The sequence below is a fragment of the Lolliginicoccus suaedae genome (assembly GCF_008312885.1).
In the GTDB taxonomy this organism is placed as follows: domain Bacteria; phylum Actinomycetota; class Actinomycetes; order Mycobacteriales; family Mycobacteriaceae; genus Lolliginicoccus; species Lolliginicoccus suaedae.
The window spans coordinates 175,327-189,292 of sequence record NZ_VSSO01000004.1 but is presented as its reverse complement, the minus strand read 5'-3'; the positions used below and the strand labels follow the sequence as shown (position 1 = coordinate 189,292).

Here is a 13,966-nt window from a genome sequence, read left to right as displayed (position 1 = left end):
GGGGGTCATCCGCTTGACGAGTTGGTCTCTTCGGACTCGCTGGTGGTTGTGGCCGACGGTGCCACTGGCGTGGTGATTGTCGTCACCGCATTTGTCGGTTCGGGCGTCGCCTCGGCAGTCGTAGCCGGGGCCTCTGCGGAGGTGCTCGTGGCAGGAGCTGGTTCGACCGGAACTGGTGCCACCGTGGTGGTCGGTTCGGCTGTAGTGGTGGTCGGGGGAGTGCTCGACGGCGCCGGTTCGGCTGTCGTGGTGGGGATCTGTGTCTCGGTGATCGTGGTCGCGTCCTCGGTGGTGGTTTCCGGGGATGCCCCCTTCTCGTCTTCAGTGCTGGCAGGGGCTTCGGTCTCGGACTCCAGCACCTCGGACTCCAGCGTCTCTGCTTCCAGCGTCTCCTCCTCCAGGGCCTCGGCCTCGGCGCGCGCGGCGTCGATGTCGGCGGGCTGGCTGCGCATGGCGATCGCGGCGGGCGCGGGTCCGGAGAGGGAGCACTCGGAGCGGCCGAGGACGGTGTCGACGGTGGCGAGGGTGACGAGTGCCAAGGATCGGACCTCGACATAGATCCGTGCCTCGGAGACTGCGACGCCATTGGTCGTATCGAGGTGGGTGGTGGTCTCTACCTCGCCGCTGATCCTGGCGACGGGCAGCCCGAGCGCTCCGAGGTAGTTGAAGCTGAAGGTCGTGGGCGCGCCGGGACTGGGCATGGGGTAGGAGTTGTAGGCCCCGGCGAGGGTGCGGCGAACCTGGACAGTCCCAGTCGGTGCGCTCGTCGTCGTCCCGGAGGCGGCGAGAGCGCAGCTGGTCCGGGTGGAGATGGGGCTGGCAAGACGGATGAGGGTGTCGATGGTCAGGAGCCCGGCGACGGCGAGGTTGAAGTTGTAGCTGTTGAGGGTGCTCGTCGAGTCCGTGTCCGAGGGCGGGGGCGTCGCGCAGTTGCTGTGCGGCCCGCCGGTGCCGACGGTGTAGGCGGCACACGTGCTGGCGTTGCCGTTGAGGGAGAACAGCAGCCCGGTGTTGCTGAAGCCGCCGCTCGCCGCGCTCTGCCCTGGAGGATCCTCGTCGCGGAACGAGGTGGAGCCGGTGACGCTGGTGCCGCTGACCACAGTGTTTCCGGCGGTGCCGCGGGCGTATCCGGATGTGGGCCAGATGTCGGTGGTGACCTCGCCGATCGCATCGACCTGGTCGGTGAACGCGGCATCGGTCGGGGTGATGATCCGTGCCGTGGCGGGGAAGGCAAGGGCGAGCACGGCGATGGTGGCGAGGGCGAGGCGAGCGCGAGGCATCATGCCGAGGTCCCGGTGGTGGTCGATGCTGCGGGGGTGGTGTCTTGCACTGGGGCGTCGTCCTCGTCGCTGGGTTCGCGGCGGGGCCAGAACGCCCAGCCGACGAGCAGTGCGGCGAGGATGGTGATGAGGCCCATCACTCGTGGATCGGAGAGTCGCACCACGGCGTGGGCGAGGCCGGGGAAGCTGGTGACCATCTCGCGGACGGTGCTGACGCGGTAGATCGCGGGGTCGGGCTGGGGGTTGGCGTCGCCCTGCATGGTCAGGTGGGTGGTGCCGTCCGGTCCGGGCTCCATGCCGATGATGCGGTGGGTGACGGGGAGCCGGCCACGCCCGCGATCGACGGTGACGATGTCGCCGACCTCGACGGTATCGGCGGGCACCTCGCGGACCACGGCGAGGGAGCCCTGGGGAATCGTGGGGTTCATCGAGCCGGTCTTGAACATGATCAGCGAGATGTTGAAGACGACGGCGAGGATGACGAGGACGATGCAGATCAGTCCTGCGACGGCGAGCAGGTTGAGCAGTGACTCGCGCACGAGGTGGCCGATGCGCGCGGGGATGCTGCGCCGGGTGGCGCTGCGTGAGGACATGATGTGGTTCCCGTGGTGGTTGATGAGGGCTAGCTGGTGGAACTGGCGGCGATCTGCCACCGAGCGAGCGCGGTGGTGCCAGGGAGAGCGGAGTTGGTCCAGTTGGGCCTCGTGCCGGGCAGGTGCACCTCGAAGCAGTAGTGCCGTGCCGGTCCGGGTGCTGGCGTCGCTGCGGCGAGGGTGATGGCATCGGGGGCGGATCCCGTGCCGAGGGCCTCGCGGGTGCTGCTATCACCGACCACGTAGCTGGCGGCGGGGGTGAAAGCGCTCGCGTCGCACGTGGTGGTCTCGACGACGCGGTAGCGCAGGGCGTCGAACAATGCGGTGGCGCCCTCGCTGGTGGCGCCGGCCAGGGTTGCGAGCGCGCCGAGCGAACCGGACTCGGTGCGCACGCTCAGCGGCGCGTAGCGGGTGTCGCCCGGTTGGATCGCTGTGGCTGCGACGGTGAATGCCAGATCGTCCTCGTCCTGGTACCAGCTGGCGCCACTATCGATGCTGGCCTCGATGCCGAACGAGCCGACACCGAATGTTCCCGTAGTGAAGGTGGCATCGCTCCACGACGCCAGGGTGAGGGTGGCCCCGGTGCCGAGGACGATGCCTGCTGCGGCGAGGACGCGGCCGCGCCGCAGCAGGGTATCGCGTGATGCCATCGGTCAGCTGACGGGCTCGGAGTAGAACTCCCACAGCACGGTGGCAGTCGAGTTGGGCGGCACGCTCGTCATGTCGACGGTCTCTGGCAGGGTGACCGCGAAGCAGAGGTCGAGCACGGTGGAGTCGCGCAGGAGCGTGAACGCGGGGCTCCCGGGGACGGTGCCCGCGCCGGTGTCGAGAGTGACGGGGGTTGCCTCGGATCCGACGAGCGGGGCCCCGGCGGAGAGGTCGCCGCTCTGGCAGCTCGCTACGGGTACATCGGTGTAGACGGTATAGCGGAGCTCATCGGCGAGCACGCTCGCGGCCCAGGTGCCTCCACGCAGCTCGACGTCGGCGTCGTAGCTGTTGCGGGTGGGGTCGACGCGCAGCGAGACGGGTGCGTGGACGATATCGCCAGGCGCGAGGTTCTCGGCGATCAGGGGCAGCTGCAGAATGCCCGGTGCCAGCTCGTCGTCGTACTCGAGGAAGCCTCCTCCGTCGTGCACGTCGCCCTGGATGTTGAAATCGCCGACGGCGAAGTCGCCCTGGACGAAGACGGAGTCGTTCCAGGCGGCGAGGGTGACGGTGGCGCCGACGCCGAGGACGACGCCGCCAGCGAGGATCGCGCGGATCTTGCGCTTGCGGTCCGCCACGCGCGAGGGGGATGGAGGTGTGGTTGCCATGGTGCTACCTTCTGGTTCGGGACGCACAGGTGTGATGTGAGTTGGCTTGAGCGCCTACTGTGAACTATCACACGATTCGCCGGATTCGTTACACAATGTCGGAAAATATTTGTGATTCACTGTCGCGAATCTCTCGCGCCGCGCGTTTCAGCCGCGTGGCCGCTCGCCCGTACCCTATGAGGCATGGCCTCCGCACCGTCCGCCGCGTCGCCGATCGGCACCGAAGACGATCAGAACTCCCCCGCAATGGCTGGCCCTCGCGCTGGGCTCGCCACAGTGGCGCTCGGTGCCCTCGGGCTCGCGGCACTTGTGGCGATGGCGCTCGCGGGGCTCTCCGCGACCGAAGCGCTCGCCCAGCTCGGGCTGCCCGATCCCGGTGTCGTCACCCGCTTCGGTCTGCCCGCGATGCAGGCGATCGCGATCGTGTCCGGGGTGGCCGCGGTCGGGGCCGCGCTGCACGCCGCATTCCTCGCCGCGCCGCAATCCAACGGGCTTGTCGACGTGGACGGATACCGCTCCCTGCGGATCGCTTCCGCCGCCGCGACCCTGCAATCCGTCAGTGCATTCGTCCTGGTACCGCTCGTCCTCTCTGATACGACGGGCCAACCGCTGCGGGTCGCGCTGCAACCAGGAAACCTGTGGCCAAGCATCCCCCTGGTGGAAGCAGCGCTCGCGTGGTCCTGGACTGGTGTCATCGCCGCAGGGGTCGCGCTCGGTGCCCGGGTCGTGCTGCGCTGGGGCTGGACCCCACTGGTCCTCGCGGGCGCGCTGCTAGCACTCATGCCGCTCGTAGTCACGGGGCACTCCTCCTCGGGAGGCGCCCATGACATCGCTACCAACAGCTTCTTCTGGCACGTCGTCGGGTCCGCCGTCTGGCTCGGTGGCTTGTTCGCGCTGCTCGTCCATGCCTGGTTCAGGGGAGCACGCCTCGACGTGGCGGTGCGCCGCTACTCCTGGATTGCGGGCATCGCGTTCGTGGCTGTCGGGGTCTCCGGGGTCATCAACGCGCTCGTCCGCGTAGCGCCGGAAGATCTGCTCACCACCACCTATGGATGGCTCGTCGTGGCCAAGGCAAGCATGCTGGCAATCCTTGGGGCCTTCGGGTACCTGCATCGCCGCCGCGTCGTCGAGCGCATCGCGGCCGACCCGGGGGCGCGCGGTCCGTTCGTCGGCCTCGCCTCGATCGAGGTGCTGCTTCTCGCCGCCACCTTCGGGCTTGGAGTCGGGCTCAGTCGCACGCCGCCGCCCGCACCGAGCAGCATCCCCTCTTTCCAGGAGGTCGCCCTCGGCTACCAGCTCGAGCAGGGGCCATCGCTGTGGGTGTTCCTCACGCAGTGGCGCTTCGACCTGATCTTCGGAACCGCTGCCATCGTGCTCGCCACCCTCTACGTCCTGGGCGTGCGGCGGCTCTCCGCGCGCGGAGACGCCTGGCCGATCAGCCGCACCATCGCCTGGCTCTCCGGCTGCGCGGCACTCCTGCTCGCCACCTCCTCCGGCATGGGCAAGTACACCCACGCCATGTTCAGCGTGCACATGAGCTCCCACATGATCCTGTCCATGCTGGTGCCCATCCTCCTCGCGCTGGGTGGCCCGGTGACTCTCGCGCTGCGCGCGCTCCCGCCAGCCGGGCGCGGGGGAGTGCCCGGGCCACGTGAATGGATCGTCGCTGGCGTGCATAGTCCCGTATCGCGAGCGCTCACCCAGCCGATCGTCGCGGCGGCACTGTTCGTCTCCAGCTTCTACATCCTCTATTTCGGTGGCATCTTCGGCGCGGCCGTGGACAGCCACACCGCGCACGTGCTGATGAACGTGCACTTCCTCCTCAGTGGCTACCTCTTCTACTGGGTCATCATCGGCGTCGACCCATCCCCGCATCCCATGCAGCCCTTCAGCAAGCTCGCCCTGCTGTGGGCGACCCTGCCCTTCCATGCCTTCTTCGGCATCGCGCTGATGAACATGGACACCGTGATGGGCCAGGAGTTCTACCAGCAGCTCGCCCTGCCGTGGGTTTCCGACCTGCTCGACGATCAAGCGATCGGCGGGAGCATCGCCTGGGGGACCGGGGAGATCCCCATCGTGATCGTCATGCTCGCGCTCCTCGTGCAGTGGTCGTCCAGCGATCGCCGGGCAGCGCGTCGCATCGATCGCGCGGCGGACAAGGATGACGGCGCCGATCTCGCTGCCTACAACGCCATGCTCGCCGAGCTCGCCAGGCGGGAGCGCTAGGAGCAGTGGGTCGCCCCGGCCCGTTATCCACAGCTCCCTGCTTATCCACAGATCGCTCGGGGGCACTGGCTCGGCGAAGTGGATCCCGCGACGCTAGTGCTGCCTGCTGACCGCCAGCGGGCAGCGACCCACGGGAGCATCCATGTACGAATGCAGCACCACAGTCATCGGAACCGTCATCACCTCGGTAGCGCCACGCACCGTCAACTCGCGCGGCGACCGGGTAGCCGGATTCACCGTCGTCTCCACCTCGCGCGTCTACGACCGGGCCAGCGGCGAATGGCGCGACGGCACCAAGCTGTTCGTGCGTGTCAATTGCTGGAACCGCTCCGCCACCAATGTCGCTGCGGCCGTCGAGAAGGGAGACCCGGTCATCGTGCACGGAGACCTCTACACCAGTACCTACACCGACAAGGAAGGGGTCGAGCGGTCCGCCCTCGAGATGCGGGCCCGCGCCATCGGCGTTGATCTCGCCCGACATGCTCCTGCTGCCACTCCTGACGCCGACGTGCCGGACGCGGGCTCTGCGCTGGAGGAGGGCGAGGATGCCAGCTTCCCAGCTCCGGACGCGTCGCCCGAGCTGGAGCAGGTGGGCTCCACCGGGGGCGATTCTCCGGATCTGGACAGTGCCAGCGAGCCCGCTGCCGCGTAGGGTCGAGCAGCAGAGTCGCGCGGTGTGAGCCTGGAGGCCATCTGCGCTAACCTTCAACGCGAGGGTTTCCACCCCTGGTGGCCACCGCGCGACGCGGCTCGCCCGCCGGACCCCGGCAGCTTCACCCCTGCCGCATGCCGGTGATGGCGGCCGCATCATCAAGAACACGCAAATGTCGAAGTCGAGAGGTAACTGTGGCTGAGTTCATCTACACCATGAAGCGCGTGCGGAAGGCGCACGGTGACAAGGTCATCCTGGATGACGTCACCCTCGCGTTCCTGCCCGGAGCGAAGATTGGTGTCGTCGGCCCCAACGGCGCCGGCAAGTCCAGCGTGCTCAAGATCATGGCGGGACTCGACCAGCCCAGCAATGGCGACGCGTTCATCGCGCCGGGCAAGACCGTGGGGATCCTCCAGCAGGAGCCCCACCTCAACGAGGAGAAGACCGTCCGGCAGAACGTCGAGGAGGGCCTCGGTGAGCTGAAGGTCAAGCTCGACCGGTTCAATGAGATCGCCGAGCTCATGGCCACCGACTACTCCGATGAACTGATGGAGGAAATGGGCAAGCTCCAGGAGGAGCTCGACCATGCCGACGCCTGGGACATGGAGTCGCAGCTCGAGCAGGCCATGGACGCGCTGCGCTGCCCGCCGCCGGAAGAGCCCGTCACCCAGCTCTCCGGTGGCGAGCGCCGCCGCGTCGCCCTGTGCAAGCTGCTGCTGAGCAAGCCCGACCTGCTGCTCCTCGATGAGCCCACCAACCACCTTGACGCCGAGAGCGTGCTGTGGCTCGAGCAGCACCTCGCGAGCTACGCCGGCGCCGTCCTCGCCGTGACACACGACCGGTACTTCCTCGACCACGTCGCCGAGTGGATCCTCGAGCTCGAGCGTGGCAAGGCGCACGGCTACGAGGGCAACTACTCCACCTACCTCGAGAAGAAGGCCGAGCGGCTCGAGGTCCAGGGCAAGAAGGACCAGAAGCTGCAGAAGCGGCTCAAGGACGAGCTCGCATGGGTGCGCTCCGGCGCGAAGGCCCGCCAGGCCAAGAGCAAGTCCCGCCTCGCGCGCTACGAGGAGATGGCCGCCGAGGCCGAGAAGTCGCGCAAGCTCGACATGGAGGAGATCCAGATCCCCGCCGGGCCGCGGCTCGGCAGCGTGGTCGTGGAGGTCAAGAACCTCGACAAGGGCTACGGCGACCGCATGCTCATCAAGGACCTCTCCTTCACCCTGCCGCGCAACGGCATCGTCGGTGTCATCGGCCCCAACGGCGTCGGCAAGACCACGCTGTTCAAGACCATCGTCGGCCTCGAGGAAGCGGACTCTGGCATCGTCAAGATCGGTGACACGGTCAAGCTGAGCTACGTCGATCAGCATCGTGGCGGCATCGACCCCAAGAAGACCGTGTGGCAGCTCGTCTCCGAGGGGCTCGACTTCATCCACGTCGGCAACACCGAGATGCCGTCGCGTGCCTACGTCAGTGCGTTCGGGTTCAAGGGCCCCGACCAGCAGAAGCCGGCGGGCGTGCTGTCCGGCGGCGAGCGCAACCGCCTCAACCTCGCGCTCACCCTCAAGCAGGGCGGCAACCTGATCCTGCTCGATGAGCCCACCAACGACCTCGATGTCGAGACGCTTGGCTCGCTGGAGAACGCGCTCGAGCAGTTCCCCGGCTGCGCCGTCGTCATCTCCCACGATCGCTGGTTCCTCGATCGCACCTGCACCCACATCCTGGCGTGGGAAGGCGACGACACCAACGACGCCAAGTGGTTCTGGTTCGAGGGCAACTTCGAGGCCTACGAGGCGAACAAGATCGAGCGCATGGGGCCCGAGGCGGCCCGCCCCCACCGCGTCACCCACCGCAAGCTCACGAGGGACTAGATAAATGGCTGAAGCGAGCGCGCCCTACGCCACCACCGTCGAGATCCGGTGGGGCGATTCCGACATGCTTGGTCACGTCAACAACACCAAGTTCATCGAGTACGCACAGGAAGCGCGCGTTCGCTTCATCAGCGAGGAGTTCTCGGAGGGCTTTGGTCCCGACCGGGCTGTCGTCATCCGGCGCCTCGAAGCAGACTTCGAGCGGCCCCTGTTCACCGAATCGGGGCCGCTCGCGGTCGAGCTCGCTGTCCTTGCGATCGGACGCAGCTCGTTTACCATCCGCCACACCATGTTCGACAACCAGGGAAATCGCGCCGGATCGGTCGACGCGGTCCTCGTCGCGTTCGACGGCACGACGAACTCGTCACGCCCTCTCGCCGACTCGGAACGAGCAGCGCTCACCAAGTACCACGCGACGTAGCCGCGAAATGTTCACCCCCCGGTGAACTTTGCTCAAGTGTGCCCATAACTCGGTGATGCCTAATAGCCTCGTGGCAGATGGTGCTGCGTCAGGAGGCAATAGCTATGAGTGATTCCCGCGTACACGCCACGGCGAACACGGCCCTCGATACCGATCCGGAGAGAGGTACACAGCCAGTGGAACCGGATACCAGCGCGGACGGCGACCTCACCAGGCTCTACCGCACCTACTACCGGCAGGACGCGATCCCCGCCACCGCGGTGGAGACTGCCCGGCGCAAGCCCAGCGACACCAGCGGCGCGCACCAGCAGCGCGCGTACGACCTGCTCGCCAAGCATCGTGACCTCGCCGCGCACCGAGCTCCTGGCTCCCCAGCAGTAGCCATCTGGGCCGAGAGCAACGGTCAGCCCAACGGGAGCGCATCAACCCGGTCCGTGCTGCAGATCGTCACCGACGACGTCCCCTACCTCGTCGAATCAGTCACCGCGCTGCTCGGCGGCGTGGGCATCAGCGTCGAGCAGATCGTCCATCCCGTGCTGATCGTGCGGCGCGACTCCAGCGGCAACCTTCTCGAGGTGCTCACCGACCGCACCACCTTCACCAAGCCGGACGACGCCATCGCCGAGTCCTGGATGCACCTGCAGCTCTCCGGGACGCAGCGCTCGGTCCTCGATCAGATCGCCCAGCGCATCCGCGAGCTGCTCAGCGACGTCCGCCAGGTCGTCTCCGATACCGCCACGATGCGAAGCACCCTCTCCGACATCGCGACCGAGCTCGAATCAGGCCGCGGCATCGGTTCCGCGCCCAGCACCGAGGCCAATGAATCCGCCGGTTTGCTCAGGTGGCTCGCCGCGGGCAACTTCCGCGTCCTCGGCTACCGCCGCTACGAGACTGATACCGCGGATGGCCAGCAGCTCACCATGGTCCCCGGCAGCGGGCTCGGCGTGCTGCGCTCCCCGGAGATGACGGATCTGCGCTTCCGCCTCTACTCCGATGAGTCCGAGGCCCAGCGCATCCTCGTGTTCGCCCAGGGCCAGGCCCCCGCGATGTCCCTGCGCGTGGTGTACCCCTTCTTCGTGTGCGTGCGCATCTTTGGCGAGGACGGCTCCATCACCGGAGAGCACCGCTTCCTCGGCATCTTCACCGTCACCGGGCTCCACGAGAACGTCCTCGACGTGCCCGTCCTCGCTTCGCGAGTGCACGAGGTACTGCGCAAGGCGGGGCATTCCCTCGACTCCTTCACTGGCCAGTCGATGCTCGAGATCATCCAGTCGTACCCCCGCACCGAGCTCTTCACCGTCGACGTCGAGACCCTGCATCGCACGGTCACCGAGGTCGTGGCGATCGGACTGAGCCGGGAACTGCGCCTGTTCCTGCGTGCCGACCCCAACGGCCGGTTCGTCTCCGCGCTCGTCTACATGCCGCGGGACCGCTACCGCACCGGTGTGCGCCACGCCATGCAGGACATCCTGCGCGCTGAATTCGCAGGCTCCAGCGTCGACTACACCGCGCGCGTCACCGAGTCCGTGGTCGCCCAGGTGCATTTCACCATTCGCATTCCCGACGGCTGGAGCGCCAGCACCGCGCCGGATGTGTCCGAGGAAGCCCGCGAGCGCCTCCAGCAAACGCTCAGCGAGGCCACCCGTAGCTGGGAGGACCATCTCGCCGACGAGGTCGCCCAGCGCGAGCCCACCGCTCCCACCGCCAAGGCGAACCGGTTCGCGGGAGCATTCCCGCAGGCATACAAGGAGGACTTCGCCCCGGCGAGGGCGCTCGCGGATCTCCGACGGATCGATGTGCTCGGCGATGGCGACATCGACCTCGCCCTCTACCGCAAAACTGATGCCGAGCCGGGGCGCTGGCAGCTCTCCCTCTACCTCACCGGGGACGGGGTCTCGCTCAGCCGCATCCTGCCCGTGCTGCAATCCATGGGCGTGGAGGTCCTCGACGAGCGCCCCTATCACCTTGATCGCATCGACGCCGAGCCCAGCTGGATCTACGACTTCAGCCTCCTCGTCAATCCCGAGACGCGGCAGAGCGAATCCGTCATGGAGCTCGCCCAGACCCTGCCCACGATGCCGGTAGGGACCATCAACGAGCCCCACGTCGGGGGCGACCTCGAGAAGCGCTTCACCGACGCGTTCATCGCCATCTGGAACGGCCTGGCCGAGGCCGACCGGTTCAACGAGCTGATCCTGCGCGCCGGGCTCGACTGGCGGCAAGCCGCGATGCTGCGCGCCTATGCCCGCTACCTGCGACAGATCACCTTCCCGTACAGCCAGGCGCACATCGAAGAGGTCCTGCTCGAGAACGCCGCCACCGCTGCCGTGCTCGTCGATCTGTTCGAGGCCACCTTCGACCCGGTCAACCATTCCAAGTCGCGGGCAGAGGAACTCAGCAAGGACGTCAACGCCCGGCTCGACAAGGTCGTCAGCCTCGACGCCGATCGGATCCTGCGCGCCTACCTGCGCCTCATGCAGGCAACCCTGCGCACCAACTACTTCGTGGGAGCACGTCCCGGCATCGACACGATGGTGCCCAAGCACCGCTACCGCGAGGTGCTGTCGTTCAAGTTCGACCCGCGCAACGTCCCGGAGATCCCCAAGCCGCGCCCGCGCTTCGAGATCTTCGTCTACGCCCCGCACATCGAGGGCGTGCACCTGCGCTTCGGCGAGGTCGCCCGTGGTGGCCTGCGCTGGTCCGATCGCCGCGAGGACTTCCGCACCGAGGTGCTTGGCCTCGCCAAGGCGCAAGCAGTGAAGAACGCCGTCATCGTGCCCGTCGGCGCGAAGGGCGGGTTCGTGGTGAAGAAGCCACCCGTGCCCACCGGTGACCCCGTGGCCGACCGGGAAGCGTTCCGCGCCGAGGGCATCCGCTGCTACCGCCTGTTCATCTCCGGGCTCCTCGACATCACCGACAATCTCGACCAGGTCACCGAGGCCACCCTCTCGCCCAGCGACGTGGTGCGCCGCGACAAGGACGACACCTACCTCGTGGTCGCGGCGGACAAGGGCACCGCCACGTTCTCCGACATCGCCAACGAGGTCGCCGGCCTCTACAACTTCTGGCTCGGCGATGCCTTCGCCTCCGGTGGCTCCGCGGGCTATGACCACAAGGTCATGGGCATTACTGCCCGCGGCGCGTGGGAATCCGTCAAGCGGCATTTCCGTGAGATCGGCGTCGACACGCAGGCGCAGGACTTCACCGTCGTCGGCATCGGCGACATGAGCGGCGACGTGTTCGGCAACGGCATGCTGCTGAGCGAGCACATCCGCCTCATCGCCGCGTTCGACCACCGGCACATCTTCATCGACCCCACCCCTGACGCCGCCGCCTCCTACCTGGAGCGGCGCCGCATGTTCGACCTCCCGCGCTCATCCTGGGAGGACTATGACAAGGACCTCATCAGCGAAGGCGGCGGGGTCTGGCCACGCAGCGTCAAGTCCATCCCCATCAGCGAGCAGATGCGTGCCGCCCTCGGCCTTCCCGCGCACCAAGCGACCATGTCGCCTCCCGAACTGATGAAGGCGATCCTCCTCGCGCCCGCCGACCTGCTCTGGAACGGCGGCATCGGCACCTACATCAAGTCCTCCGCCGAGACACATGGCGACGTCGGCGACAAGGCCAATGACAACATCCGCGTCAACGGTGCCGACCTGCGCGTCAAGGCTGTCGGCGAGGGCGGCAACCTGGGCCTCACCCAGAAGGGGCGCATCGAGTTCGCCCGCCACGGCGGCATGGTCAACTCCGATGCCCTCGACAACTCCGCCGGAGTCGATTGCTCCGACCACGAGGTCAACATCAAGATCCTCCTCGAATCGCTCATCAGCACGGGGGCGCTCAGGCCCGAGGACCGCAACGAGCTGCTCGCCTCGATGACCGAGGAGGTCGCCGAGCTCGTGCTGCACGACAACCGCATGCAGAACGAGCTCATGGGCACCAGCCGCGCCAACGCTCCGCAGTTGCTCAGCGTGCATTCCCGGCAGATCGCCGACCTCGCCGCCAACCGAGGGCTCGACCGCGAGATCGAGGCGCTGCCCAGCGACGAAGCCATCAGCGAGCGGATGAAGAACAACGAGGGCCTCACCTCGCCCGAGCTCTCCACGCTCCTCGCCCACGTCAAGCTAGCCATCAAGGACGACCTGATGGAGAGCGACCTCCCCGACAACGAAGTGTTCGCCACACGGCTGCCCGAGTACTTCCCGACACCGCTGAGCGACAACTACTACCAGGCCATCCGCAAGCATCCGCTGAGCCGGCAGATCGTCACCACCATGCTCTCCAACCAGGCGATCGACAATGGAGGCATCACCTTCACCTTCCGCCTCGCGGAGGACGCCGGAGCCACCACCACCGACTCGATCCGCGCCTTCGCCGCGGTCACCGAGATCTTCGGCCTCCGCGAGCTCTGGGAGGATATCCGCCAGTCGGACATGCCCACCCAGGCGTCCGATCAGCTCATGCTCGGTACCCGGCGGCTGCTCGACCGTGCTTCGCGCTGGCTGCTCGCCAACCGTCCCCAGCCCATCGCCGTGGGAGCCGAGATCAATCGGTTCGCCATCAGCGTCCGTGAGCTCGGGCCCAAGGTGCCCGAATGGCTGCACGGCAACGACGCCAAGTTCCTCAAGGTCCGCGTCGACGAGGCCGTTGGCATCGGTGCCCCGCGCGACCTTGCCACCCGCGTCTATGCCCTGCTCCACGAGTTCTGCCTGCTCGACATCGTGGAGGTCGCCGACGTCGCGGAGCGCGAGCTCGGCGAGGTCGCCGAGCTGTACTTCACCCTCACCGCGCACCTGGGCATCGACACCCTCCACGGGGCCGTCTCGCGGCTTGCTCGCGGCGACCGCTGGCACGCGCTCGCCCGCCTCGCCCTCCGCGACGACCTGTATGGTTCTACCCGAGCGCTCTGCCTCGACGTCCTCGACTACGGGGAGCCGGACGAGAGTGCCGAGGAAAAGATCGACGAATGGGAGCTGTCCAACGCGTCGCGGCTCGAGCGGGCACGGTCAGCGCTCACCCAGATCGCGAACTCCGGCGCACTCGACCTCGCTACCCTCTCCGTCGCGGCGCGGCAGATTCGCAGCATGGTCTATTCACGCAGCTTGAGATCGGAGGCCGGAAGGTGACATCCGCGGGGGAGCCCCACGCCACACCAGCAACACGTGAAGCAGGCACCCCCGCGACGGGCAGCACTTTCCGGGCAACCGTGCCGGTCCGCTGGTCCGACATGGACGTCTTCCAGCACATCAACCATGCCCGCATGGTCACCCTCCTCGAGGAAGCCCGCATACCGTGGCTGCTCACCCCGGACCGGCCCACCGCCGCGCTCGGGGCAGGAGCTGTCGTCGTCGACATGCACGTCCGCTATCGCGGGCAGCTCCGGCACAGCGACGGCCCCCTCGCCGTCGACATGTGGGTCGAGAGGCTGCGCAGCGCTGACTGGACCATCGGCTACGCCGTGCGCGCCCGCGACGCCAGCACGGACGCACCACCGGCCGTCACCGCTGAGATCCAGCTCGCCGCCTTCGACATCGACACCCAGCGGCTGCGGCGCCTCACCGCGAGCGAGCGCGACTACCTGCAGCGCTACGTGCGGAGCTGAGACACACC

General features: G+C 67.6%; 10 protein-coding genes. 6 read left to right on the top strand and 4 right to left on the bottom strand.

The genetic code is table 11. From position 1 onward, the window contains the following. Window positions 1–5 precede the first annotated feature (5 nt). From FXO18_RS12640 to FXO18_RS12625, 4 genes are read right to left on the bottom strand one after another with little or no spacing between them, the layout of a single operon-like run. Window positions 6–1,283 (bottom strand): hypothetical protein, encoded by a 1,278-nt coding sequence (locus FXO18_RS12640; protein WP_149361486.1) that lies wholly within the window; start codon window positions 1,281–1,283, stop codon window positions 6–8. Next, complete coding sequence (locus tag FXO18_RS12635) at window positions 1,280–1,873, bottom strand: signal peptidase I (RefSeq protein WP_149361485.1); 594 nt, start codon at window positions 1,871–1,873, stop codon at window positions 1,280–1,282. The genes FXO18_RS12640 and FXO18_RS12635 overlap by 4 nt, the downstream gene beginning before the upstream one ends. 29 nt (window positions 1,874–1,902) lie before the next feature. Continuing rightward, window positions 1,903–2,523: a hypothetical protein gene (locus FXO18_RS12630; protein ID WP_149361484.1), complete on the bottom strand. Its 621-nt coding sequence runs from the start codon at window positions 2,521–2,523 to the stop codon at window positions 1,903–1,905. Window positions 2,524–2,526: 3 nt separating this feature from the next. Further along, window positions 2,527–3,186 (bottom strand): SipW-dependent-type signal peptide-containing protein, encoded by a 660-nt coding sequence (locus FXO18_RS12625; protein ID WP_149361483.1) that lies wholly within the window; start codon window positions 3,184–3,186, stop codon window positions 2,527–2,529. Window positions 3,187–3,369: 183 nt separating this feature from the next. Between FXO18_RS12625 and FXO18_RS12620 the strand changes: the two genes are divergently transcribed. The 6 genes from FXO18_RS12620 (at window position 3,370) to FXO18_RS12595 (ending at window position 13,958) form a co-directional block, all read left to right on the top strand. Then, window positions 3,370–5,412 (top strand): cytochrome c oxidase assembly protein, encoded by a 2,043-nt coding sequence (locus FXO18_RS12620; RefSeq protein ID WP_149361482.1) that lies wholly within the window; start codon window positions 3,370–3,372, stop codon window positions 5,410–5,412. A gap of 142 nt (window positions 5,413–5,554) precedes the next feature. Then, window positions 5,555–6,064 carry a single-stranded DNA-binding protein gene (locus tag FXO18_RS12615; RefSeq protein ID WP_149361481.1) on the top strand — a complete coding sequence of 170 codons (510 nt, stop codon included), beginning with the start codon at window positions 5,555–5,557 and terminating at the stop codon, window positions 6,062–6,064. A gap of 194 nt (window positions 6,065–6,258) precedes the next feature. After that, window positions 6,259–7,935, top strand: a complete 1,677-nt coding sequence (gene ettA / locus FXO18_RS12610) for an energy-dependent translational throttle protein EttA (RefSeq protein ID WP_149361480.1) — start codon at window positions 6,259–6,261, stop codon at window positions 7,933–7,935. 4 nt (window positions 7,936–7,939) lie between these two features. Continuing rightward, on the top strand, window positions 7,940–8,356 hold the full coding sequence (locus FXO18_RS12605; protein WP_149361479.1) for an acyl-CoA thioesterase: 417 nt from the start codon (window positions 7,940–7,942) through the stop codon (window positions 8,354–8,356). Window positions 8,357–8,460: 104 nt separating this feature from the next. Continuing rightward, the gene (locus tag FXO18_RS12600) at window positions 8,461–13,482 is read left to right on the top strand and encodes an NAD-glutamate dehydrogenase (protein ID WP_149361478.1); all 5,022 of its coding nucleotides are present in this window, start codon (window positions 8,461–8,463) and stop codon (window positions 13,480–13,482) included. Window positions 13,483–13,562: 80 nt separating this feature from the next. Beyond that, window positions 13,563–13,958 (top strand): acyl-CoA thioesterase, encoded by a 396-nt coding sequence (locus FXO18_RS12595; protein ID WP_268884982.1) that lies wholly within the window; start codon window positions 13,563–13,565, stop codon window positions 13,956–13,958. Window positions 13,959–13,966: the final 8 nt, after the last annotated feature.